Origin of the sequence: Neobacillus sp. SM06, from assembly GCF_050496765.1 — a bacterium.
Classification (GTDB): Bacteria; Bacillota; Bacilli; order Bacillales; family Cytobacillaceae; genus JAEVLT01.
In genome coordinates this window covers 1-22747 of the sequence record NZ_JBNWEO010000014.1, presented here as the reverse complement: position 1 = coordinate 22747, position 22747 = coordinate 1, and the positions used below count along the sequence as shown (strand labels likewise).

At 40.8% G+C, this 22747-nt stretch carries 20 protein-coding genes; 15 read left to right on the top strand and 5 right to left on the bottom strand.

All coding sequences use genetic code 11. From position 1 onward, the window contains the following. The first annotated feature begins 117 nt into the window (after window positions 1–117). Together ACQYAD_RS08690 and ACQYAD_RS08685 are read left to right on the top strand one after the other, a co-directional pair. Window positions 118–1863, top strand: coding sequence for a SulP family inorganic anion transporter (locus ACQYAD_RS08690; RefSeq protein WP_430237288.1), 1746 nt, complete (start codon window positions 118–120; stop codon window positions 1861–1863). A gap of 20 nt (window positions 1864–1883) precedes the next feature. After that, on the top strand, window positions 1884–2207 hold the full coding sequence (locus ACQYAD_RS08685) for an ArsR/SmtB family transcription factor (RefSeq protein WP_430237286.1): 324 nt from the start codon (window positions 1884–1886) through the stop codon (window positions 2205–2207). A gap of 98 nt (window positions 2208–2305) precedes the next feature. Here the strand turns inward: ACQYAD_RS08685 and ACQYAD_RS08680 are convergent, their stop codons facing one another. Together ACQYAD_RS08680 and ACQYAD_RS08675 are read right to left on the bottom strand one after the other, a co-directional pair. Continuing rightward, on the bottom strand, window positions 2306–2758 hold the full coding sequence (locus ACQYAD_RS08680; protein ID WP_430237285.1) for a hypothetical protein: 453 nt from the start codon (window positions 2756–2758) through the stop codon (window positions 2306–2308). Window positions 2759–2772: 14 nt separating this feature from the next. Continuing rightward, window positions 2773–3537 (bottom strand): hypothetical protein, encoded by a 765-nt coding sequence (locus tag ACQYAD_RS08675; protein WP_430237283.1) that lies wholly within the window; start codon window positions 3535–3537, stop codon window positions 2773–2775. Between the two features lie 375 nt (window positions 3538–3912). Between ACQYAD_RS08675 and ACQYAD_RS08670 the strand changes: the two genes are divergently transcribed. From ACQYAD_RS08670 to ACQYAD_RS08655, 4 genes are all read left to right on the top strand, one after another. Next, the gene (locus tag ACQYAD_RS08670; protein ID WP_007083969.1) at window positions 3913–4113 is read left to right on the top strand and encodes a cold-shock protein; all 201 of its coding nucleotides are present in this window, start codon (window positions 3913–3915) and stop codon (window positions 4111–4113) included. Between the two features lie 239 nt (window positions 4114–4352). Beyond that, window positions 4353–5498 carry an exonuclease SbcCD subunit D gene (locus ACQYAD_RS08665; protein WP_430237282.1) on the top strand — a complete coding sequence of 382 codons (1146 nt, stop codon included), beginning with the start codon at window positions 4353–4355 and terminating at the stop codon, window positions 5496–5498. Beyond that, window positions 5495–8632: an AAA family ATPase gene (locus tag ACQYAD_RS08660; RefSeq protein WP_430237280.1), complete on the top strand. Its 3138-nt coding sequence runs from the start codon at window positions 5495–5497 to the stop codon at window positions 8630–8632. The genes ACQYAD_RS08665 and ACQYAD_RS08660 overlap by 4 nt, the downstream gene beginning before the upstream one ends. 48 nt (window positions 8633–8680) lie before the next feature. After that, window positions 8681–9133 (top strand): GNAT family N-acetyltransferase, encoded by a 453-nt coding sequence (locus ACQYAD_RS08655; RefSeq protein ID WP_430237277.1) that lies wholly within the window; start codon window positions 8681–8683, stop codon window positions 9131–9133. Window positions 9134–9196: 63 nt separating this feature from the next. Here the strand turns inward: ACQYAD_RS08655 and ACQYAD_RS08650 are convergent, their stop codons facing one another. Continuing rightward, window positions 9197–10501, bottom strand: coding sequence for an Nramp family divalent metal transporter (locus ACQYAD_RS08650; protein ID WP_430237274.1), 1305 nt, complete (start codon window positions 10499–10501; stop codon window positions 9197–9199). A gap of 351 nt (window positions 10502–10852) precedes the next feature. On the opposite strand from ACQYAD_RS08650, the gene selB reads away from it, so the two are divergent. Further along, the gene (selB, locus tag ACQYAD_RS08645) at window positions 10853–12754 is read left to right on the top strand and encodes a selenocysteine-specific translation elongation factor (RefSeq protein ID WP_430237272.1); all 1902 of its coding nucleotides are present in this window, start codon (window positions 10853–10855) and stop codon (window positions 12752–12754) included. A 54-nt stretch (window positions 12755–12808) separates the two neighbouring features. Here selB and ACQYAD_RS08640 read toward each other — a convergent pair whose 3' ends face one another. Next, complete coding sequence (locus tag ACQYAD_RS08640; RefSeq protein WP_430237271.1) at window positions 12809–14056, bottom strand: N-acetylmuramoyl-L-alanine amidase; 1248 nt, start codon at window positions 14054–14056, stop codon at window positions 12809–12811. A gap of 256 nt (window positions 14057–14312) precedes the next feature. Between ACQYAD_RS08640 and ACQYAD_RS08635 the strand changes: the two genes are divergently transcribed. The 8 genes from ACQYAD_RS08635 (at window position 14313) to ACQYAD_RS08600 (ending at window position 21721) form a co-directional block, all read left to right on the top strand. Then, window positions 14313–15287: an efflux RND transporter periplasmic adaptor subunit gene (locus ACQYAD_RS08635; protein WP_430237270.1), complete on the top strand. Its 975-nt coding sequence runs from the start codon at window positions 14313–14315 to the stop codon at window positions 15285–15287. After that, entirely contained in the window at window positions 15284–15994 is a 711-nt protein-coding gene (locus ACQYAD_RS08630) for an ABC transporter ATP-binding protein (protein ID WP_430237268.1), read from the top strand. The genes ACQYAD_RS08635 and ACQYAD_RS08630 overlap by 4 nt, the downstream gene beginning before the upstream one ends. After that, window positions 15972–17138 carry an ABC transporter permease gene (locus tag ACQYAD_RS08625; RefSeq protein ID WP_430237267.1) on the top strand — a complete coding sequence of 389 codons (1167 nt, stop codon included), beginning with the start codon at window positions 15972–15974 and terminating at the stop codon, window positions 17136–17138. Before ACQYAD_RS08630 ends, ACQYAD_RS08625 begins: the two co-directional genes overlap by 23 nt. Before the next feature lie 70 nt (window positions 17139–17208). Then, a complete protein-coding gene (locus tag ACQYAD_RS08620; protein WP_430237264.1) occupies window positions 17209–17880 on the top strand; it encodes a response regulator transcription factor in 672 nt (223 codons plus the stop codon). A gap of 429 nt (window positions 17881–18309) precedes the next feature. Continuing rightward, the gene (locus tag ACQYAD_RS08615; protein ID WP_430237263.1) at window positions 18310–18984 is read left to right on the top strand and encodes an ArsR/SmtB family transcription factor; all 675 of its coding nucleotides are present in this window, start codon (window positions 18310–18312) and stop codon (window positions 18982–18984) included. Window positions 18985–19003: 19 nt separating this feature from the next. Continuing rightward, window positions 19004–19270, top strand: a complete 267-nt coding sequence (locus ACQYAD_RS08610) for a hypothetical protein (RefSeq protein WP_430237261.1) — start codon at window positions 19004–19006, stop codon at window positions 19268–19270. 104 nt (window positions 19271–19374) lie between these two features. After that, entirely contained in the window at window positions 19375–20421 is a 1047-nt protein-coding gene (locus ACQYAD_RS08605; protein WP_430237259.1) for a glycoside hydrolase family 43 protein, read from the top strand. A gap of 43 nt (window positions 20422–20464) precedes the next feature. Beyond that, window positions 20465–21721, top strand: a complete 1257-nt coding sequence (locus tag ACQYAD_RS08600; protein WP_430237256.1) for an ABC transporter substrate-binding protein — start codon at window positions 20465–20467, stop codon at window positions 21719–21721. A gap of 468 nt (window positions 21722–22189) precedes the next feature. Here ACQYAD_RS08600 and ACQYAD_RS08595 read toward each other — a convergent pair. Then, the coding region (locus ACQYAD_RS08595) for an IS3 family transposase (protein ID WP_430237254.1) at window positions 22190–22747 on the bottom strand (558 nt) is incomplete at its 5' end.

Here is a 22747-nt window from a genome sequence, read left to right as displayed (position 1 = left end):
TTGCTAGAGGGATAAAGACAAAATATTTTTGTTCACATTTTTGTAAAAAAATATTGCATCTTTACTTATAATCCTATATATTCAAATAATCAAATATACAGAGTAAGAAGGGTGCTTATGTTCTTTGACAGAAGGTTCAGTCATTATTCTTTAAGCAGTTTTCGAAAGGATGTTCTTTCAGGCTTGATTGTTGGAGTGATTGCGATCCCTTTAGGGATGGCATTTTCAATTGCTTCGGGTGTTAAGCCAGAGTATGGAATTTACACCACCATTGTTGCCGGAATTTTGATTTCGCTGTTCGGAGGATCGAGGTATCAAATCGGTGGACCAACGGGTGCGTTCATTCCCATTTTATTTGGAATCGTTATGACCTATGGGTATGAAAATCTGTTAATTGCCGGTTTTTTAGCAGGAATCCTGTTGCTGTTAATGGGATTATTTAAGTTGGGGACCTTGATTAAATTTATTCCCCGTCCAGTGACGATCGGTTTTACCGCGGGGATTGCTGTCACCATATTTACCGGACAGATCGCTAGTTTTCTCGGCTTGAGTGGTTTAAAGAAACAGGAAGATTTCTTTTTGAATATGAAGGAAATCTTCCTCCATGTTGGAACGATCAATTTCTATAGTGTGTTAACAGCCATCCTCTGCTTAGTTATCGTATTGATTACACCCAAAATCGCACCGAAAATCCCGGGGCCGCTGATCGGACTAGTGCTTTCAACTGTGATTGCGACAATTTTCTATCCGGGGCAAGTGGCAACCATCGGAACGAGTTATGGAGAAATTCCAAATTCTCTTCCGAATTTCCACATGCCAACAGTCGATATTGGGTTAATTAGTAAGCTTTTGCCGTCTGCCTTCGTGATTGCAATGCTGGGGGGGATCGAATCACTCCTGTCCGCAGTAGTGGCTGACGGAATGACAAACAGCAAACATAATAGCAACAAAGAATTGATTGGTCAGGGGATTGCCAACATGATTGCGCCATTGTTTGGGGGGATTCCTGCGACAGGCGCAATTGCAAGAACGGCAACAAACATCAAAAATGGCGCTGTTTCTCCTGTATCTGGGGTTATTCACAGCATCGTCGTTCTGCTTGTCTTGATTTTTTTTGCCTCTTACGCATCGTATATTCCGTTAGCGAGCATGGCACCAATCTTAATGGTGGTTGCATGGAACATGAGCGAACACCATGTTTTTTCTCATATTTTAAAAACAAAGACGAGTGATTCTTTGGTTTTATTAGTGACGTTTTTATTAACTGTATTTGTTACGCTGACTGTCGCAGTAGAGGTAGGCTTAGCCTTGTCTGTTGTCCTGTTTGCAAAGCGGATGAGCGATGTCATGATAACGGAAAAAGCGTTGCCAAACCATGAACACAGACATAAGAAGATGCAAACTAAGATGGTTACAGATACGCATGATTGTCCTCAAATTAGTATTTTTAATGTTGAAGGACCGCTGTTTTTTGGTGCAGCACAGACGTTTGAGAAAACGATTATGAGCGCCATCGACTATCGGCCGAAAATCCTCTTACTGCGAATGAGCAAAGTACCCTTGATGGACACAACGGGCGAGGCAAATCTTGCAAGCATTGTGAAACATTTTTCAAAAAATGGTACAGTACTCTTATCTGGAGTTAATTCGCAGCCGAAAACGGTATTGAAAAAAACGGGTTTATACGAAAAAATCGGAGAAGACCATTTCTTTGACCATACGGGCGAGGCGCTTGATTTTGCTCTTGCCAAAATAGAGAAGAGTCGATGCATTGGCTGCAAGCATTTTGCTTTTCATGAATGTGAGGAGCTCTCCCAATCAGAAGGGATTGAAACCTCAAGGAAACTGACACCAACATATTAGAGTGTAAAGGAGATGATGGATTGAATCTTGAAATGCAGCGCTTTAAGGCGGAATTTTTTAAAGCCCTTGCACATCCGCTAAGAATTCGAATCCTCGAGCTATTGGCTGAGGGAGATAAAAACGTAAATGAACTTCAGACATTAATTGGCAGTGAAGGATCTGCTGTTTCTCAGCAGTTAACTGTTTTACGGGCCAAAAATATTGTTTCCGGAACAAAAGATGGGAATAAGGTCATCTATACGTTAAGAGATCCGATGATTGTTGAATTGCTTGAGGTTGCAAAGCAAATTTTCAATAACCATCTTGTCGACACCATTTCGATGCTAGACAAATTACAAGAATAAATATAAAAACAACCGAAAAAGGCGGCAGGATTTCTGCTGCCTTTTATGATCTTTCTTCCATTTAAAATATTCTATTAGGAAAAAGCTCACAGATTATTTTATTGCTTCACTTTCGCCACACCTAAAGCCAAATGATCCCACAGTATTTTTTCAACGGTTTCCCATTGATGGGTATCACAGCGAATCATCAGAATCACTTCAGAAGTAATCTGTTTTGATCCAGTCAGTCTTTTTTTAATGAATAAAAGCTTAATGATGAAACCAAGCAACACACCAACAACAGCACCGATAATGCTCCAAATAATCGGTCCCCATTTCAGCACATACCCATATATGGCACCAAGCAACATAAAGCAAGTTCCTAAAATGGCAGCAACATCAAACATACTAAAGCCATCCGCCCGGTGAATCGTATCGAAAAGCTGCCTGGATTCTGTTCGTTTATCGAGCGGGACAGCGGAAATCTGGTCTTTTGGAATTCCATTTTGTTCAATCGACGAAATCGCTAATTCAATAAAAAGGGAGTTTTCAAACGTTGCAATGGCAAGCATAAAATTCCACCTGACTAAATTGGAAATTTGAACCGTAAATCTTGGTAATGCTGGCGTAAATAGTTGGATAGAGCTTTTTCGAATAGCTTATTGTTTTCAATTACCGTTACATAAGCATCGTAAAAAATAAAGGCATAAATGGAGGGGATGTAGAGCATCCATTGCATATCAATCACAGCCCGTGACTTTGTGAAATTCCCCAGCATCATATAATGAATTCCTTCTGTCAAATGTGAATGATAAACAAGGAAAATGGTGAAGGCGAAAATAAACAGCCCTGTTAACACTTTGTGAACGTATAGATGACCAAGCCCAGGGGCAATGATTGACCAGCACAAAGCAGTTACAGGTTGTCTTTTATCAAGAAAATTAAAGTCAAAAGTTGAGAGTTTTAGTGGTTCGATTGGCGCATCTTCACGGTCGGCAAGAAGATAAAACTTGTTCAGATCAACGGTTGCCCGGTAACTGTCCCAAATGGCATACATATATATTCCGCAATACAAAATCAGCCATCTTTCATCTAAGACTTCCTTCGCTTTGTCAAATTCACCTAAGAGTGAATAAAAAATACCTAAGTTTACTTTTGCTTTTGTATTAATAAAGACTTCCCATCCAATTAAAATAAAGCCTTTTAGCAAACGCTGCTGCATCAAATTGCCAAAGCCGGGAAATGAAAAGGAGAAGAACGCAGGAATCCACGGATTTCGTAAATGTAGCTGAGAAGTAGTTAAAGTGGACAAATGGGCACGTTTCCACCGAAAAGGTTGACTTCCAGTCAAGTCTATTTCCCCCTTCAATTTTTCCTACTGCTAACTTTCCAATTTTCTTGCACTTCTATTCCTTCAATTTGTCGGAAAATAATTCACGACACACTTTTTCCATCAATTCGAAGCAAGGATTTGAGTTGTCATCCATTCAACGTCTATCGGAACGGAAGAATGAACAAATGAGAATTTGTCATGATCCTTTCTTGACAATCCAACTAAAAAATGTTAAATTTTAAGAAGCCGTTGCACGTGTTAGATTTATGTAACAAGCTTGTTCAATGTTTAACCGACGTTTGGATGAGGTAATGAAAAGTAAAGCTATATACGTTGTAATTTGGTGAATTTTACACATGGCTTTGACGTAAGCCAATAGGAGGAAGTTTTCACATGAAAAACGGTAAAGTAAAATGGTTCAATTCTGAAAAAGGTTTCGGATTCATCGAAGCTGAAGACGGAAACGACGTATTCGTTCATTATTCTGCAATCCAAACTGAAGGTTTCAAAACATTAGAAGAAGGCCAAGAAGTTTCTTTCGAAGTTGTTGAAGGAGCTCGTGGACCACAAGCTGCTAACGTAACGAAGAAATAATAATGGTTGTGAAACCAGTGAATAACAACCCGGTCAATTAGGCCGGGTTGTTTTATTTTGAATTTTGTAATTCACAAATACTTCACAAATTTCTTACCAATAGATCCTCTTCTATGCTACAATTTAATAGAACAAATGTTCCTAAAACTGAAATCCCTTCATTTTCAAGAACTCCTTAAAATACAATTTTGCTATAATAGTAACATTGGATAAGCAATGAAGAAAATTGAGGTGGAAGCATGAAATTTATTCATACTGCAGATTGGCATTTAGGAAAATTGGTGCACGGAGTTTATATGACGGAGCACCAGCGCGAGGTGTTGAACCAGTTTATCGAAGTCGTTGCAGAAGAGAAACCGGATGCTGTCATTATTGCTGGTGATTTATATGACCGTTCCGTACCGCCGATAGATGCGGTCAACCTGCTGGATGAAATCCTTTTTAAAATCAATGTTGAGTTAGAGACACCAATTGTAGCGATTGCGGGCAATCATGATAGCGCCGAGCGATTATCATTTGGCAGCTCCTGGTATAGACACAGCCAGTTTTATTTAACCGGCAAGCTTGAACAAATTCCAACCCCAGTTCAACTGAACGGTGTAAATTTTTACCTCATTCCCTACGCTGAACCGGGAATTGTCCGGGATATACTCAACGATGACTCGATCCACACCCATCAAGATGCAATGAAAGCGATCATTGGCAAAATCGAGCAAAACTTGAACCCGCATGAACCGAATGTCCTTGTTGGACATGCTTTCGTTCTTGGCGGCTCCACCTCAGATTCAGAACGCACGCTTGCTGTTGGCGGTTCCGGCTGTGTCAGCGCAGACCTATTTTCACCTTTTTCCTATACGGCACTCGGTCATCTTCACAGCCCGGATGCGATTCGTCATGAAACAGTGAAATATTCCGGTTCTTTATTAAAGTATTCTTTTTCAGAAGCGAAGCAGAAGAAATCTATTTCCATAATTGAAATGAATGAGAATGGCAGCTTTCAGCACCGTTGCCGCTCACTAAAGCCAACCCACGACATGAGGGAAATCGAAGGATATCTTGAAGAACTGCTTGATCCCTCTTTTTACGAAAAGCAACAAACGCATGACTTTTTGAAAATTAACCTGCTTGACGAAGGCGCCCTGCTTGATCCGATTAATAAGCTACGCCAAGTATACCCAAACGTTCTTCATCTTGAGCGGAAAATCGAAACAATCGATTTAAAAAAGAAACAATCCGTTTCGTCGGGCCGCTCCGAAAAAAAGTCCGAACTTGAATTATTTGAGCAGTTTTATACAGAAATGACGACTGCAACGTTCACGGAAGAAAAAAAGGCAGTGATGGTGGAAGTGATTGAAAAAGCCTTAAAAGAGGGGGAAGTGAAATGAAGCCCATAAAATTAATGATCCAGGCGTTCGGACCCTATGCTGGAGTGGAGACGATTAATTTCACAACACTTGGAAATCGAACGATGTTTGTCATCTCAGGAAAAACAGGCTCGGGAAAAACAACGATATTTGATGCCATCAGCTACGCAATTTACGGAAAAGCTAGCGGTGAGGATCGCAACGGACCTGAGCTGCGGAGCCAATTTGCAAATGATGACCTGGCAACCGAAGTTTCCCTTGACTTTTCCCTGCGTGGCAAGATCTATTCGATCAAGAGAGCACCGCAGCAGCTAAGGAAAAAAGAAAAGGGTGAAGGTTATACAACGACTGGCGCAAAGGCTGAACTATATATCTGGGATGATTCGGGCAGTAAAAAATTGCTTGCTACAAAAATCAATGAAGTCGATGAAAAAATAAAGGAAATAATGTTGATTGACAGCAATCAGTTTCGCCAGATTCTAATGATTCCCCAAGGAGAGTTCCGCAAGCTGCTCACATCTGACAGCAAGGATAAGGAAGGCATTCTCCAACGCCTTTTTCATACACAGATTTTTAAGCTGATTGAGGAAAAATTAAAAGAAGAAGCTGGAGAATTAAAAAGAGCTGTTGAAGACCAGCTAAACTCCCGAAACGAAGCCATCCACCGCATTCAGGCCATTTTTTGTAATGAGCTTCAAGATTATTTGAAAGCAGGCAGTGTAAATGATGGAATCATTTTGCCACTTTTAAACGAAGAAATTGATGAGATGGCTGCTGTGATTGTTAAATTGACATCTGAGCTAGAGGAAAAACAAACGCAGCAGGATCAGCTTAACCAGCAACTTTTTAAAGCAGAGGCAATTTTAAAGCAAATTCAGACAAAAGAAGAGCTAACTTTAAAAAAACGTAAGCTTGAGCAACAGAAAGAGGCCTTTGCTGAGAAGGAGCAACAGGTTCGGTTTGCCCAAAAAGCAGCGATTTTGGGTCGACAGGAAGAGCTTTGCCACCGCCTGAAAAAAGAATCCGACCACCTCGCGCAATCAACTGCAGCGATTTCTTCAAAGGTTAAATCATTAGAAGAGCGTTCAATCGAGTCCCATTCAAAGCTGCAACAGGAGCAAAAAAAGGAGAATGAGCGTCAGGAAGCAGCTGCTGAAATTATTCGGCTGCAAAATATAAAGGAAGGTGTTTATTCCTTTGCCGCGTTTGAACAAGCTGCCAATCAAGTAGCCCAATTGCTTGAAAAAGCAAAAGAGAAGTATAAAATGGCAGAAGATCAGCTTCGTCAAATGGAGGAAAATCAAAAAATAAAGCAAGCGCAGAAAGTGGAAATGGAACAGGGGCAGCTTGTATTTTTTGAAAATGAGCGAAAAATAGAGAAGTTGGCTACGGAATTAGAAAAATTGACCCGATTTGAAAAGGTAAAAATACGTCATCATCAAAAGGAAACCGATTTGAAGCATGCTGCTGGCCGATTTGAGAAGGCTGAATCCTCCTTCTACGATGCCAAAATCCTGATGGAAGATATGGAGCATTCTTGGATTTCCGGTCAGGCCGCACTGCTAGCTCAAAGGCTTGAAAAAGGAAAAGAATGTCCCGTATGCGGTTCTGTGCACCATCCATCTCCAAATTTAGTTCATGATGGAATTGTTCCGGCAGAAGAAGATTTACAAGCCGCCAAAGCTCAAGTACAGCGCTTTGAAACAGAAAAGGCGCAGGCACAATCAACTCTTTACGAATGCCAATCAGAAGAAAAAAGCGCAAGGGAAGCAGCAACCGACCTTCTAATGGAAATTCGTTTGCAAAATCCCGGTTTTGAACCGGAATATTTAAAGGAAGAAAAGGAACGACGAACAGCTTTCATTTCAGAGTTAGAGAAAGAGCAAGCACGGTTACAACAGCAATTGAAACAGCTAGACAAGATAAAGGCCGAATTGTCGAGTCTGGACGAAATGAAAACCGAGCTACAGCAATCGATTCATAAGTTTTCTGAGAAAGTAACGGAATTAACGGTTCAATACACTGAAAAACGAACCGATTTATTGCGAATGAGAGAGCAAATTCCGGAAAGATTGCGATCAGTGCCTGCTTTTGAAACGGCGCTAGCCGCTGCCAAATCGGTTCATGAAACCCTTGTAAGACAACTTGAAACAGCCCAGAGACAGTGGCAGACGGTAAAAGAGCAACAAGCAGCCGAAACAGCGCGGCTGGCAGATGCCCAAAATCGCTTAATGGCAAAACAATCCGAGCTCGATACAGAAAGACAAGTGTTTAAAAACCAACTGGATGAACAAGGTTTTGCCAATTTTGCGAGCTACGAGCAGTCAAAACGGAGTGAGCAGGAGGTGGAAAAGCTTGAAAGCGAAATTCAAGCTTTTCGTGAAGAATTACGTTCTGTTTCCGATCGCCTTATCGAATTAACCGACCTTTTGCAAAATATTGAGGTGCCAGATGTTGAGGGGCTAAAAAAATCTATAGAAGAACAGAAACTGGCAGTGGAATCACTCAGCAATAAACGAACCGATCTGCTCATCAAAAAACAAGCGAATGAATCAATCTATAAGCAGATCGAAACCATAAATGCCAGGTTGAAAAAACTGGAGGAACGGTACCAGCTAATCGGCCATCTATATGAGATGGCAAAAGGTCAAAATACGTATCGGATGACGTTCGAACGTTTTGTGTTGGCTGCCTTTTTAGACGATATCTTGATGGAAGCAAATGGGCGGCTGAAAAAAATGACATCTGGGCGCTATTTCCTGCTGCGGAAAAAAGACCGTTCAAAAGGAAATGTGCAAAGTGGATTAGAGTTGCTGGTGTTTGACCAATATACTGGACAGGAGCGCCATGTTAAGACATTATCGGGCGGTGAGAGCTTTAAGGCGGCATTAGCACTTGCGCTGGGTCTTGCTGATGTCGTACAAAATTATGCTGGCGGGGTTTCACTTGAAACAATGTTTATTGATGAGGGATTTGGAACTCTAGATCCAGAGTCACTTGATCAAGCGATTGAAACGTTAATGGATATCCAAAGCAGCGGCCGTTTGGTAGGTATTATTTCACATGTCCCCGAACTAAAGGAACGAATTGATGCCCGGCTGGAAGTCATTGCAGGACAAACCGGAAGCCGCACACAGTTTGTTTTTTCCAATTAATAAACAAATAAGTATGTTCAAGGAAAGGAAAAGAGGTGGAAATGTTACGTGATTCGGTTGATCGAACGGCATGATAACAAATTAGTTCGAGAATTATACGAATTGCAGCGTGCGGCCTATTTGGTTGAGGCGGAATATCTTAGCACGAAGAACATACCGCCGCTAAACGAATCGTTCGATCAGTTTCAAGCTTGTGGCGAACTATTTTTTGGTTACTTTGTGGGAGAAAAATTGGCAGCTGCCATTTCAATTATACAGGAAGAAAAATCCTTAACCATATGCAGGCTGGTTGTGCATCCAAACCACTTCCGCAAAGGTGTCGGTCAGCAATTACTTCGTTATATAGATCGCCAGTTTGCTGATTCAACTGCAATAAATGTGGCAACGGGTAGAGACAACATCCCTGCGATCAAGCTGTATTTGAAAAATGGCTATCAAGCTGTAGGGGATGTAGAAGTTGAACCCGGTTTGTTTATCCGCATGTTTTCGAAAGTAAAATAAAAAAACAGGAAGCGTATCAATTGCTTGACTCGCTTCCTGTTCAAAAGTCTATTTAACTATCAATCAGCCAAGAAATGTTTGAATAATTAACCAGACATTCAAACTTAGAATCACAGCAGCAAACACAGATGATAAAATCGTTACATGCCTCTTATTTGTTAATACGCCCATTAAATCTTTTTTCTGGGTAAAGTAAATTAGGGCAATAATCGGGAATGGAAGCACAATGCTTAGAACTACTTGACTAATGACAAGCGTTAGCGTTGGATCGGTACCCATAGCCACAATGACAACTGTCGGCAGCATTGTGACTAGTCTCCGCACCCATATAGGAATGGTAAATCCGACAAAGCCTTGCATGATTACTTGACCAGCCATTGTACCTACGACAGAGCTCGAGATACCGGATGCAAGCAGGGAAATCAAAAATACACTGGCTGCGGCGGAACCTAGAAGCGGTGTTAATGTATGGTAAGCTGTTTTCAAGTCTGCAATGTTTTCATTGCCAGTCGCATTAAACACTGATGCTGCCATATACATCATTGATAAATTGACAAATCCCGCAAGTGTCATTGCGATTAAAATTTCTTTTGTACTGAATTTTTGAATTTTTAATTTTTCTTCATCATTCCTTGGGATGATCCTGCCTTGAGTCAGGCTAGAGTGCAAATAGATGGCATGCGGCATGACGGTTGCACCGATAATCCCAACAGCAAGCATGATGCTTTGATTATTCCCAAGCCAAGGAACAACGCTGTGATAAGCAACTTGAGTAAAACTTGGTTTCGACAATATCGTTTCAACTAAATAACTAAGGCCGATCAACATGGCAAACGCTGCAATGAACTTTTCCAGCGGTCTGAAACCGTACCTTTCCAGCATTAAAATCAGATAGGTGACGATCCCTGTAATCATAACTGCATATATCATCGGAATTCCAAATAGCAGATTTAATGCAAGGGTTGCACCCAAAAATTCAGCTAGGTCGGTGGCCATTGCTGCTAATTCGGAAACAAGCCACATTAAATAGGTCAGCGGTTTTGGCAAATGTTCCCGGCAAATTTCCGGAAGGTTTTTCCCTGTTGCAATTCCAAGTTTAGCGGACATATTTTGCAAAAGCATAGCCATCAGATTGGCAAGGATGATTACCCAAAGCAATTTATAGCCGAAGCTGGCGCCGCCTTGGATATTGGTTGCAAAGTTTCCTGGATCTATATAAGCAATTGAAGCAATAAACGCTGGTCCAAGAAAAGGCAGAAGAGCGCGGAAACCTTTAACTTTGCCATTAATGGCATCTCGTGCGGCCGAGATGGTTCTGTTTTCGGCATTTCGGGCTCGTTTAATTGCAATCGAATCGGTTTGGCCCATTTGGGACACCATCCTTTCTTTGATTTTCGTTGTTGCAAGGTTTGTTCGTTAGTCAATATTTGTTTCCCTAGTGCAACTTTCTAAAACCATTATATTAAATTTTGAGTTGTTTGTGTATGTTTTTGCTCAAAAAAATAATTTTGAGTAAGAAGAAATTTTGAAATCTGGCTTGTCTAATTGAATTATTCCCGGTAGTTACAGATCACAAACAGCGGAAAAAATGGCAAAAACTATCGCCTGAGCTAGGTTAAAAGTAATGACAAAGTCGATCGCTTGGATGCTGTTTTCCGAATGGAAATTCGTTTGCTTGAATATTAGCCATGTTCAAGCTACAGTAAAAAAGAAACAAGGATGAAGCAGGTGGCAAATTTGGATAAAAGATATTTTACGATTGGCATGGCGGGTCATATTGACCATGGAAAAACGTCTTTAACAAAGGCGCTTACACATGTGGACACCGATCGTTTAAAGGAAGAAAAGGAACGGCAAATCTCGATTGAACTTGGGTTTGCCCCTCTCTATGAAGATGAGGACATTCAAATATCGGTGATCGATGTTCCCGGACATGAACGTTTTATCCGGCAGATGATAGCCGGTGTCGCAGGAATCGATCTCGTGGTGCTTGTTGTTGCTGCTGATGAAGGGGTCATGCCGCAAACAAAAGAGCATCTTGAAATTCTCGGATTTTTAGGAATTAAAAACGGATTCATTGCGATTACAAAAATCGATCGCGTAGAAGAAGAATTAATCGAACTCGTTCAAGAAGATATTTTAGATGAACTGAAAGGGACAGTTTTTGAACAATCACCGGTTGTCCTCGTTGACAGCCTTTCCAACAGGGGCATCAATGAATTGAAAACAAGGATTATCCAAACATTAAAAGGTCAGGAAATGCGGGATGCAAAAGGAGATTTTCGTCTGCCCATTGATCAAGTATTCATTGTAAAGGGGCAAGGGACAGTAGTGCGCGGAACAGTTTACGAAGGAGCCGTAACAGAAGGCCAAACGTTGTTCGTAATGCCAAAAGGAAGGGAAGTTAAGGTAAGGCAAATTCAGGTGCATCATCTTCCCGCCCAAAAAGCTTTCGCCGGTCAGCGAGCTGCTCTCAATCTTTCAGGAGTTTCCAAAGAGGATTTAGAAAGGGGCGATGTCCTCGTTTCTTCTGAAAATTTTGTGGTTACGAGAACAATTGATGTTGCTATTCGTATAGTGGAAGATCTAGATTATATGGTGAAGCAGCGGATGCCGATCAAGCTGCATATAGGAACAGCTGAAGTAATGGGCCGAATCGTTTTCTTTGACCGAAATGAATTGAAGGAGGAAAGCGGCGAAATTCTTTGTCAGTTTCGCCTTGAAGATGAGATTTTAACAAAGCGCGGCGATCGATTTATTATTCGCAGGCCGAGTCCGCAAGAAACAATCGGCGGCGGATGGGTGATTGATCCAAATGGTTCAAAATACCGATTTGGAAATAAAACAATTGAAGAATTAGAAAAAAAGAAAGAAGGTTCTCCAAAAGAACGAATAACGGCTGCCCTCTATGAGGAGAAATCACTTGCCATTGGCGATTTAATGAAGCAAACCTCCCTAGATGAGCCAACATTACGAGCTGCATTGAAGGATGATGATTTCGTTTGCTACAATGCCAAAGAATATACCTTAAAAACATTGGTTTTCTCCATCAAAGAGGATCTAGTAGATCGGCTACATAGTTTTCATCATATGAGTCCGATGAAATTAGGGATCAATAAAGCTGAATTGTTGCAGGTATTGCAAAAAAGTTTCCCACGTCCACTGCTTGACTATGTTGTCGAAAATGGGATAACAACCGGCAAGTTTAATCGAAATGGCCAATTTGTATCACTGGCAAGCTTCGAACCTCATATCCCAAATAATTGGAAGAAGCGGGCGGAAAATATGCTGGCGGATTTGAAAAAGGACGGATTGCAGGTTCGACCTTTTCAGGACTACTTGGACAAAGCCGGGATACCAGAGACGATCGCTGGTGACTTAAAGCGATATTTCGAAAACCAAGAAGAGATCGTTCCACTGGATGATCAGTTCGCCTATTTTGGTGATCATTTTCGGCATGCTGTTGAAACGCTGCGCAATAAGACAGATGCCGAGTTTGAAGTAGGATCTGCCAAAGAAATTCTCGGCCTATCAAGAAAATACATGATTCCATTTTTAGAAAAACTGGATGCTCTCGGATGGACAAAGAGAAAAGACAACAAAAGAGTTTGGCAATACTAACACACTCGATCCCTTCTTCCGTTTTAAACGGAAGAAGGGGATTTTCTATCTTTTTTAGTTGTTTTTTGACTGGAAATACTCAAGTAATCCATGATATACCCCTTGAGCAACGTTTTCGCGGAAAGCATCACTTTCGACAATCGCATCTTCCTGTTGATTTGAAAGAAATCCTAGTTCGATCAACGTGCTGGGCTGCGAATTATTACGCAAAACTTCCAAGTTGCCGAATTTTGACCCATCATTGTTTAACCCTGTCGATTTGGCAACTTCGTTTAAAATAGTCGAAGCTAAAAGACTATCTTTTGTTTGTCGGTAGTAAAAACCAAGCACTCCATTCACTGTAGGATCATCTACCCAATTATAATGAAAACTAATAAATGCATCTGCATGGTTTTCCTTTGAAATGGACGGCCGTTGTTGCAATGGCACAAAAGAATCTGATGTCCGGGTAAGAATGACATTAGCGCCGGCATTTTGCAGTTTTTGCTTAACTGCTTGGGCGGTTGCCAAGGTTAAAGTTTTTTCGGATGTTCCCGCAACACTTTTTGTTCCACCATCCACACCGCCATGACCCGGATCCAATACAAAGGTTTTTCCCTTAAGTGACTTTTCGCTATTGAGCACTGCCATATTTTCGGCTGGTGCTGGATGTTCGATCGTTACATTGGTTGCTGAAGTGCCGGAAGTCAGTTGTTTTTCACCGTTTTTTTTAATGTAAGATGTGTTTACCCATCCTTGGATGCCGGAAGCGGATTCCATTTTTGCCCAGCCTCCATATTCAAACACGACCGTTAGTTTTTCTTCCTGCTTTAATTGACCAATCGCTTTGCTTAAAACAGTCGGTTTTTCACGGACATTTAAAGCATTGGCTTCAACTGTTGCTTCAATATTTTTAGCCGAAGTGACATATCGATTGCTCACCCAACCTGTTTGATTATCTGTAAGTTTAATTTGATCCCACCCGTTCTTTTCTTGCATGACTTCAAATGTATCTCCCAGGTGAACGAGCCCAAGGATTTTGCCTGAAAGACCTGCATCTTCCCGTACATTAAGATTAGCCGCAATAACTGTGACCTTGGATAAATTTGCATTTGCATAGGCTGTTTGCTGCTCTTGAGGGAAAAAAGTGAAAATCGGCAATAAACAAAAAATCATTAAGAATTGAACTAGTTTAGCGTATCTCATATGGAAATAAAATTCCTCCGTTTTTCGTAAATTTATATCTGTAAACTTTGATTCCACCGTAATCGTCCCAGCATATTTTGCCGCGAAGTAAGTAACCGTTACCATCAATATGGACAAGAATTCCTCTAAATATAACTAATTTTTAAAAAATTTAAATTATCGGAATATGGACTTTTTTAGTAAATATTTTTGTGAAAAAGCAAAATAGTGACCGTTCATTCGGTGTGTGTCGAAAAATTTTTTAGAAAACCCTTCAACCTTTTGGTGTGCATTTCCTTAAGGAAAAATTAAGAATTCTCCTTCATAATCTGTTTATCTTATGAAAAACAAAAGTTCTGTGGGTTCACCATGGATGGAAAAGGAGAAAAGGAGAATGAAGAAGTGGATCATTACCATTATTGCAGTTATGGTAATTGGGTTTGGCGGCTATCAATGGTATACTTCGAAATCAAGTGCAAAGCAGGTCCCTGTCCAAATTCGAACAGCAACTGTCCAAAAAGGAAAATTAGAGGTGAAAGTTAGCGGTTCGGGGACGATTCAGCCCATCACAAGTGAGGACATTAAATCGCCCCTCAACAATAACTCTATCGCTGAAGTACTTGTCTCATCGGGTGACTCTGTAAAAAAAGGGGACGAGCTGATTACTTTTACAGATGGAAGTAGTCCGATCACCGCCCCTGCCGATGGTGTCATTACAACAATCACCGTTTCAGCTGGAGAGCGAGTAACCGCAGGGCAAGTCGTTGCCCATTTAACGAACTATAGTGATTTGAAAGCAGTCGTTCAAATTGATGAGCTTGACATTCCAAAAATTCAATTAAACCAAACTGCCACGCTTAAAGTGAATGCCTATCCCGACCAATCTTATACCGGCAAAGTGACGGCCATTGCTAATGAAGGCACGACAACAAACGGTGTGTCAACTTTTGATGTTACAATTGGCTTGGATCAATCTCAAAACTTAAAAGTAGGTATGAGTACAGAGGCAAGTATTCTTACAGCAAGCAAAGACAACGCACTTTATATTCCACTTGAGGCCGTTCACACAGCAAACAACCAAAAGTTTGTCTTGTTAGCATCCGCGGGAACTACTGAACAGACCGGTGCAATGCAGCAACGGAAAATTATCAAAACAGGGCTTGCCAATGAAGATTATGTGGAAATAACGGAAGGTTTAACCGAAGGGGAAACGGTTCGTTTACCTCAGCTGGCAACAAATTCAACTGTGAATGGTGCTCAAGGGAGGTTCAACCAAGGCGGATTTGGCGGTGGTGTCAATCGGTTAAATCGGCTTGGCGGCGGTGGCGGAAATAAAACCGGTATTAGTGGAAGAGGTGGAAACGGATGACCACGTCGATGATTCACATTAATCACTTAATGAAGTCATATCGTCTTGGCGGCGAAACTGTGCATGCATTAAACGACGTTTCCATCACGATTGACCAAGGGGAATTTCTCGCCATTATCGGTCCGTCGGGCTCTGGGAAATCTACTTTGATGAATATGATCGGCTGTCTTGACCGTCCGGATTCTGGTGAGTATTTATTGGATGGAAAAGAAATAGGCAGGATGAATGATAATGAGTTGGCAACGATTCGCAACCGAAAAATCGGATTTATTTTTCAAAACTTCAATTTGCTCACGAAGCTTACTGCCCTTGAAAATGTGGAACTGCCGCTGATCTATAGCGGTATGTCCGGAAGGGAAAGGCGCAAATTGGCAATGGAATCGCTCGAAAAGGTAGGACTAAAAGATCGGTCAGCCCATTTGCCAACACAGTTGTCAGGGGGTCAACAGCAGCGGGTAGCCATTGCCCGAGCCCTTGTCAGCAAGCCGTCGATTCTTCTTGCTGACGAACCAACTGGGGCTTTGGACAGTAAAACGAGTCTTGAAATTCTTGAAGTCATGCAAGGCTTGAATGAACAAGGCCATACCATTATCTTAATCACCCATGATTTGGCGATTGCCAAACAAGCAAAACGAATGGTTCGCATCCAGGATGGGCAGCTGTTCGAGAATGAAGGTGAACCAATTGGCAATCTTCCAATCGATTAAAATGGCGTTGCGCAGCATTCGAAGCAATAAGTTGCGAGCTGTTTTAACTATGCTCGGTATTATTATCGGCGTATCTTCCGTCATTGTGCTTGTCTCCATTGCCCAAGGCTCCACGAAGAATGTAACAAGCCAAATTACTAATTTAGGCACTAATTTACTCACGATTAATACATTTGGAACCGATCTCTCCTTAACGGAAGCAAAGCTTGAAAAAATCAGTAAATTAGCGGGCGTAAAAGCCGTTTCGCCGGTTGTTTCCGGACGAGTCAGCGTGAAAGAAAATAAAACAACTGCACAAGTATCGTTGATGGGAACAAACGCCGACTACGAGACTGTCAGAAATACGCAAGTCAGTTCCGGAAGATTTTTATCGGATATCGATCTTGAGTACAGGCAAAAAATTGCCATTATCGGCTCAACAACCGCTCAAACTTTTTTCCCTGGCGAGGATCCAGTTGGCAAATCAGTCCAGCTAAACGGAGTTTCTTTTAAAATTGTCGGCGTATTGGCTTCAAAGGGTGGATCATTAGGACAAAGCGGTGACGATGTTGTCATTGTGCCGTTAAGTACGGCTGAGCGATTAGTGAAAACAACAAGCATCAATCAAGTCTATCTGCAGGCGAAAAACGAACAGCAAATGGATATGGTCATGGCAGAAGTTGAGCGGGAAATGGCCACTCTTTTTCCTAATAAAACGGATTCCTATAGCGTGTTTAATCAGCAGGATTTAATGAATACAATGAGTTCGGTAACGCAGACAATGACAATGATGCTAGGTGGAATTGCTGGTATTTCCTTATTAGTCGGTGGTATTGGCATCATGAATATTATGCTTGTCTCTGTATCAGAGCGAACGAGAGAAATCGGAATTCGCAAAGCAATCGGGGCAAAACGTCGCGATATTCTGCTGCAATTTTTAATTGAGTCCATAGTGTTAAGTTCGATGGGCGGTTTAATCGGAGTATTGTTTGGGATTGGTTTAGGCCAAGTTCTTGGATCGGCATTAAGTGTAACAGTTGCTTTCTCATCCTCCGTCATCTTGCTGGCATTTTTATTTTCGCTTGTTGTCGGAGTTGTTTTTGGCGTGTTTCCAGCCAATAAAGCATCAAAATTAAACCCAATCCAAGCGCTGCGTTACGAATAAAAAAACAAAGCGATCGCCTAGCGGCGGCCGCTTTGTTTTCGATATAATTGCTTTTAAAGGGGCGATATAGATGCGACTTTTAGTTGTTGAAGACAATAAACCATTACTTGAATCGATTATTCAGCTGTTATCCGATGAATTTGAGGTCGACCAGGCGACAAACGGGGAAGACGGCTTATTTTTAGCCCAGCAAAATATCCATGATGCAATGGTTTTAGATGTTATGCTACCTGAAATTGACGGTTTTGAGGTATTGTCAACGCTTCGCGAAGGAGGCTCCAAAATACCGGTGCTATTTTTAACGGCCAGAGATTCATTGGAGGACCGGGTAAAGGGGCTTGACACCGGAGGGGATGATTATTTAACGAAACCTTTTCAGGCAGCTGAGTTAAAAGCGCGGATCCGTGCATTACTAAGAAGAAGTGGCAGTCTGACAACCAATCAAACAATTCAATACCGCGGAATTGAACTTTTGGGAAAAGAACGTGACATTTTGGTCGACCAGCAGCCAATCAAACTAACTGCCAAACAATATGAGCTGCTCGAGTTTTTAATTCAAAATAAAGGTGCCATATTAACAAAAGAACAAATATACGATCGGGTCTGGGGCTTTGATTCGGACACAACGATTGCCATTGTCGAAGTATTTATGCATCACTTACGCAAAAAACTGGAGCCTTTCGGGTACCATACAGATATTAAAACGATTCGTGGTGTTGGTTACATGCTAAGTGAAGAGTAATAGAATAATAAAAGTTGTTTGAAATGACTAAACATGCTCAGAACGTTTGTTTCTGAGCATGTTTTTTGTGTCTTTAGTCAAATCCCAATGGCAACAAAGTGATTTTTTAGCACGATCCCGCACTCCTCTTTATTTTCCACAAAAGGTTCTTGGTGTAAAATCCATTGATCTAATTGTATTTCATAGTAAACTTCTAAAAAGTAGATTGTTTTCGAACAATAATATTTGTTTGTTTTCATAGTGATATCTCAAAAAACGAGTAATTTATGTGAAAATAGCTGATTTATAGGGAGAATCATGTAATAAAAACAAAAAACTACTAATCATTTAAAAAAAGTTGTTTGAAACTCTAGACAGACATTTTGATATTTGTTAAGATGAAAGCGTAAACAATTCAAGTATTTCAATTCTTCGTAGGTGAGTGATTTTATGTCAAAACTTCAAATCGATCCAACTAATACTGAAACTGCAACAAGAGTTCTTACAACAAATCTGGATAACTTTGTGGAGATTGCCAAAGCATTATCAACGGATTTACGCGTGGCAATTTTTAAAAAGTTGTTGGAAAAACCTATGAATGTGATCGAAATCGCTGAAATGTTTAACATCCCGCCATCTACGGCTGCTGTAAATATTAAGAAGCTGGAAGATGCCGAATTGATCCGAACGGAGATGGTACCCGGAACAAGAGGAACGCAAAAGGTCTGTGCTGCAGTATTTAGTCGAATAATTATTGAAACAATTGCAGTAGAACAAGAAAAGCAGAAGGATTTTATCGAAATTCCAATGCCAATCGGACATTTTTTTGACTTTCATGTGACTCCCACTTGCGGACTTTTGAGTGAAACCAAGATTATTGGAGAATTTGATGATCCAGGATCATTCCTGGAACCAGAGAGAACAGACGCCCAATTACTTTGGTTTCGGCAGGGATATGTTGAATACCGTTTTCCAAACAGGACGCCGCGTGGCGCAAAGGTGAATAATCTTGAGTTATCAATGGAGATTTGTTCCGAAGCCCCTTTGCACAATCTCGATTGGCCATCGGACATTACACTTTGGGTTAATGGAATTGAGGTAGGGACATGGGCCGAGTCCAGGTGATTTTGGCGGAGAACGGGGTGTGTTAACACCATCTTGGTGGGGTGAAGTAAATACGCAATTCGGTCTTTTAAAAACTTGGCGTGTTACAGATCATGGTTCCTTTATTGATGGGCGCTCGATTTCAGATGTTTCAATAGGTGAACTTTCAATTGAACAAGTCCCGTTTATTTCGGTAAGAATTGGTGTCAAGCCGGATGCGGTGAATGACGGAGGAATCAATCTATTCGGGCGAAAATTTGGCAATTACGAGACCGATCTTGTCATGCGACTGGGTTTAGTGAGGTAACCTTCTTACTTTTTGCAGAAAGGAAAGTTGGATATTGGTTAAGAAGCTCTCCAATAATCTTTCGTGAAAAGTAAGCTCTATTTTTAAATCGCAGGAGGAGGGAAATGGGCAGCATAAAATCAAAAAAACAGATGGTAAGTATAATCGCTTTGATTATCTTATTGCTAGTCATTGGAGTCGGAGTGTGGAATTTTATGCAAAAGGGCAAAACAATTGTATATAAAAATCCTGTTGGCGGTATCACCAATATTGGAGATCCTTTTGTCTTGAAAGATGGGAATACCTATTATATGTATGCTACCTCTGCAGCCACCATCGGTTTTAGGGTTTGGCAATCTCCCAATTTAGTAGATTGGGAGGAAAAAGGCCTTGCATATGATCGCACTCAACAATCGAGTGAATGGGCAACAGGGGATTTCTGGGCACCAGAAGTAGTAAAACATAATGGGAAATACTATATGGTCTACAGTGCTCGCGATAATAATGGCCACCTGCAGATATCGATTGCTACAAGCCAAAATGCATTAGGACCTTTTAAAGATATCAGTACTCAAATCATCAAACAAGAAGGTTCCTTTATTGATGGTGATATTTTTATTGATGACGACGGAACGCCATATTTATATTATGTAAAAGATAACTCCGAAAATATCATTAATAATATTCATGTGAGCCAGATCTACGTTCAGAAAATGAGTCAAGATTTAACCAAAGTCCTAGGAAAACCAAAGTTGCTGCTTCAGCCTGATCAAAAGTGGGAAGGCTTAGCGGGAGACTTTCAATGGAATGAAGGACCGTTTCTGTTAAAATATGATAAAAAATATTATCTAATGTATTCGGCAAACTATTATGCCAGCTCGGATTATGCTGTTGGTTATGCTGTTTCAGATCGTCCAATGGGACCGTTTAAAAAAGCAAAAGAAAATCCAATTCTTGCAAAAGATTTAAAACATGGAATTTCGGGTCCTGGACATAATAGCGTAACGATGGGCCCTGACGGTAAAAGCCTATATATTATCTATCACACACATACTGACCCACAGGCACCTAGTGGTGACCGACAAATGAATATTGATCGATTATATTTTGAAGATGGCAAATTAAAAGTAGATGGCCCATCCTATAATGAGAGAAAAATAGATTTAAAGTAATATGAAAGCGTTTTATACCAAAAATCAATTGGGGGAATCAATTGTGAAGAAATTTAAATTTTCTATGCTATTGTCGGTGATCATCGTATTATCCGTTGTTTTAATGGCTTGCAGCAATGGCGGTAAGAGCACTACTTCAAAAGATACTGGCAAAAAAGAAATATTATTATGGACAAGTATGACCGGTCCTGATGGGGACTTAGTTCAGAAAAACATTGATCAATACAATGCAACAAACCCAGAGTACAAAGTAAAAATGGTTCGGATAGAGGGCAATGCATTTAATAATAAATTAGCAACTGTCGCACGTTCTCGCCAAGGTGTACCTGACGTTGCCCTAATTGCATCCGAAAATGTCGCTACATATAACAGCCAAGGGGTTCTTGATTCATGGGATCCATATTTAAAAGGAACAGGTATTTCTGCGGATAAATATGTTAAGGCTGCATGGGATGTTGGTACTGTTAAAGGCAAACAGTATGGGATACCGGCTACCTTAGGCTCATGGGTTATGTATTACAACAAAAATTTAGTTGACAAGTATGTGCCGGGAGCAGCTGATGATGGTGTCATTACTTATGAGGAAATCGAAAAAGCAGGCGCTGCTGCTAAAAAAGACGGCATTCTTGCGATGGGCTTTAGCTGGGGAATGCAAAACTTTAGTAATCTTTATTTGCAAATGGGCGGAAAATTCTCTGAAAACGGAAAACCAACCATTGACAACGAAACATCTGTAGCAACAGTTGAAGAATTTAAGAAATTGCTTGACCAAGGCTATATGAATAAAAAAGGTGAAGACACAACCAAATTATTTAAAACCGGTAAAATCATTTTCATGCCTGAAGGAACTTGGATGTTAAGCACAATGCAAGAAATTAAAGATTTTACTTGGGGAGAAACGTTCACACCTCAATGGGATGCGAACAAAATTATTCAAGGAAGCGGTGCTGACCAATTTGCCTTATTTAAGAGCAAAGATCGTAACGATGCCAAAGTTAAAGCTACTGTTAAATTCATTGACTGGTTACGTAACAACCAAACAGAATGGATTAAATCAGGTGCAAACCCAACAGCTCTTGACATGCTGAATAATACTGAATACACAAAAATGCCACAATCTTTCTTATTAAAAACGGACAAAGGCCAAAAAGCGATTACAATTGTAACAGACCCTGGATATTCCTACATTTTTGGTGAAATCGATAACTCGTTATGGGATATGATTCAAGGTAAAGTAGCTATTAAAGATCAATTGAAGAAAATTCAGCAAACTGTCAATGATAAGATGGCAAATCAATAAAGAATAGGAGGAGGAACAAAACTCCTCCTCTTATCTTTCTTAAACAATCGAGGTGGTAATAGATGGATTCTTCAGTGAATAAGCGAAAAGGCATTATATGGTGCTACAAGAAGTCAAGACAGTTTTTTTGAAAAATTAAGGTGTATACAAGATTAAATTACTTAGATATTTCTATAATACAAGGGTCTTGATCTCCTCTTCCTGTATGGAAATTGAGGGGAATAGCGCCAATTAGATATTGTCCACAGGTGGAGGACATAGTATAAGCGAAGGCGTGGGAGAAATGGTTTCCTCCTACACCCAAGATCACCCCAAAGCGCTGAAATGTTGGTAAAATTTCATCCTCTTCATAAAAGATTGGTTCGTTAGAACGAATCTTTTATGAAGAGGGCAGCAAGCGAAGCGCGGTAGGATTTTTTAAGTTTAGATATAAATATAAGACAACTTTCTTGACGAACACCGCTACTGTTATTCACATGTGGATAACAGTACAACATCCCGGTTATACACAGCAGCTGGTGTATGGTTATCCAATGACTGGTGTGGTAAGTAGTGGTTGTGTAGATGGATATAGCGTTCCACACCTTGCCTCGTTTCTCGCGGGCTAGTATAGTCGTTGATATAAATCTCATTGTACTTCAGGCTACGCCAGAACCGTTCTATAACGATGTTGTCCTTTGCACGGCCTTTGCCATCCATGCTGATGCGGATTTCGTTCTCCTTTAGCAAATCTGTGTACTGTGGGCTGGTAAAGTGGCTCCCTTGATCACTGTTAATAATGGCGGGTTTGCGTTTGGCTAGCGCCCTTCTCATAGTCTCTAATACGAACCCGATTTCAAGGCTTTGATCCAATTGCCAATCCACAATGAAGCGAGAATACCAATCCATGATGGCGTAGAGGTACATCCAGCCTTGCTTCATCCGGATATACGTGATATCCACACTCCAAACCTGGTCGGGCTGAGTAATGTTTAGCCCTCGAAGTAGGTAGGGGTAGATCCGGTGCTGGAGATCCCGTTTGCTGAA

What these genes read in the sequence shown, in the direction of transcription:
- ACQYAD_RS08630 (WP_430237268.1), top strand. Translation starts at nt 15,284, where the DNA reads ATGACCACGTCGATGATTCACATTAATCACTTAATGAAGTCATATCGT.
- ACQYAD_RS08665 (WP_430237282.1), top strand. Translation starts at nt 4,353, where the DNA reads ATGAAATTTATTCATACTGCAGATTGGCATTTAGGAAAATTGGTGCAC.
- ACQYAD_RS08635 (WP_430237270.1), top strand. Translation starts at nt 14,313, where the DNA reads ATGAAGAAGTGGATCATTACCATTATTGCAGTTATGGTAATTGGGTTT.
- ACQYAD_RS08650 (WP_430237274.1), bottom strand. Translation starts at nt 10,501, where the DNA reads ATGGGCCAAACCGATTCGATTGCAATTAAACGAGCCCGAAATGCCGAA.
- ACQYAD_RS08670 (WP_007083969.1), top strand. Translation starts at nt 3,913, where the DNA reads ATGAAAAACGGTAAAGTAAAATGGTTCAATTCTGAAAAAGGTTTCGGA.
- ACQYAD_RS08680 (WP_430237285.1), bottom strand. Translation starts at nt 2,758, where the DNA reads ATGCTTGCCATTGCAACGTTTGAAAACTCCCTTTTTATTGAATTAGCG.
- ACQYAD_RS08660 (WP_430237280.1), top strand. Translation starts at nt 5,495, where the DNA reads ATGAAGCCCATAAAATTAATGATCCAGGCGTTCGGACCCTATGCTGGA.
- ACQYAD_RS08615 (WP_430237263.1), top strand. Translation starts at nt 18,310, where the DNA reads ATGTCAAAACTTCAAATCGATCCAACTAATACTGAAACTGCAACAAGA.
- ACQYAD_RS08690 (WP_430237288.1), top strand. Translation starts at nt 118, where the DNA reads ATGTTCTTTGACAGAAGGTTCAGTCATTATTCTTTAAGCAGTTTTCGA.
- selB (WP_430237272.1), top strand. Translation starts at nt 10,853, where the DNA reads ATGAAGCAGGTGGCAAATTTGGATAAAAGATATTTTACGATTGGCATG.
- ACQYAD_RS08620 (WP_430237264.1), top strand. Translation starts at nt 17,209, where the DNA reads ATGCGACTTTTAGTTGTTGAAGACAATAAACCATTACTTGAATCGATT.
- ACQYAD_RS08605 (WP_430237259.1), top strand. Translation starts at nt 19,375, where the DNA reads ATGGGCAGCATAAAATCAAAAAAACAGATGGTAAGTATAATCGCTTTG.